This is a genomic window from Aequorivita aquimaris (assembly GCF_001573155.1).
Lineage (GTDB): Bacteria > Bacteroidota > Bacteroidia > Flavobacteriales > Flavobacteriaceae > Aequorivita > Aequorivita aquimaris.
In genome coordinates this window covers 1-631 of sequence record NZ_JRWG01000057.1, presented here as the reverse complement: position 1 = coordinate 631, position 631 = coordinate 1, and the positions used below count along the sequence as shown (strand labels likewise).

1 protein-coding gene is annotated in these 631 nt (G+C 63.7%); it reads right to left on the bottom strand.

Annotated elements, in window-relative coordinates:
* Positions 1–631 (bottom strand): NAD(P)/FAD-dependent oxidoreductase (locus LS48_RS15910; RefSeq protein WP_131807749.1); only part of this gene is annotated, 631 nt, incomplete at both ends.

Genomic DNA, 631 nt, shown 5'->3' with positions numbered 1-631 from the left:
CTACCGTCGCGGTCGCGCCGTCCTTTTTCTGCGCGAAGGTCGCAACGCGACGTGCCCCGTCGACGGCGACAAGGTTGGATTCGAGGCGAAGGTCGATGCCGTAAGCCTCGATATACTCCATCAGCGCCGGAACGTAGGTCGCAACCCCGAACAGCACTCCGCCGGCATTGTGAAACTCGACATCGATGTTCGGCAATACGCCTGCGTCACGCCACAGGTCGCAGGACAGGTACATCGCCTTTTGTGGCGCGCCCGCGCATTTGATCGGCATCGGCGGCTGCGAGAACAGCGCCCGTCCAGCCTTCATCTCTTTGACTAGACGATGCGTATAGGGTGCCAGATCGTAGCGATAGTTGGAGGTAACGCCGCCTCGTCCCAGCGCCTCTTCCAGCCCAGCAATCTTCTCCCACGCGAGGCGAAGTCCCGGGGCAGCGACCAAGACGCGGTAGGTCAGCGTGCGGCCATCTGCCAGTTCGACCGCGCTACGATCGGGATCGAAGCCGCTCGCCGCCACCTGCAGCCACGTCACCCCGTCCGGAATGACATCCGCCTCGGCGCGGCGAGTCTCTTCCGGCTTGAACACGCCCGCCCCGACCAGCGTCCATCCCGGCTGATAATAATGGTCGTGCGC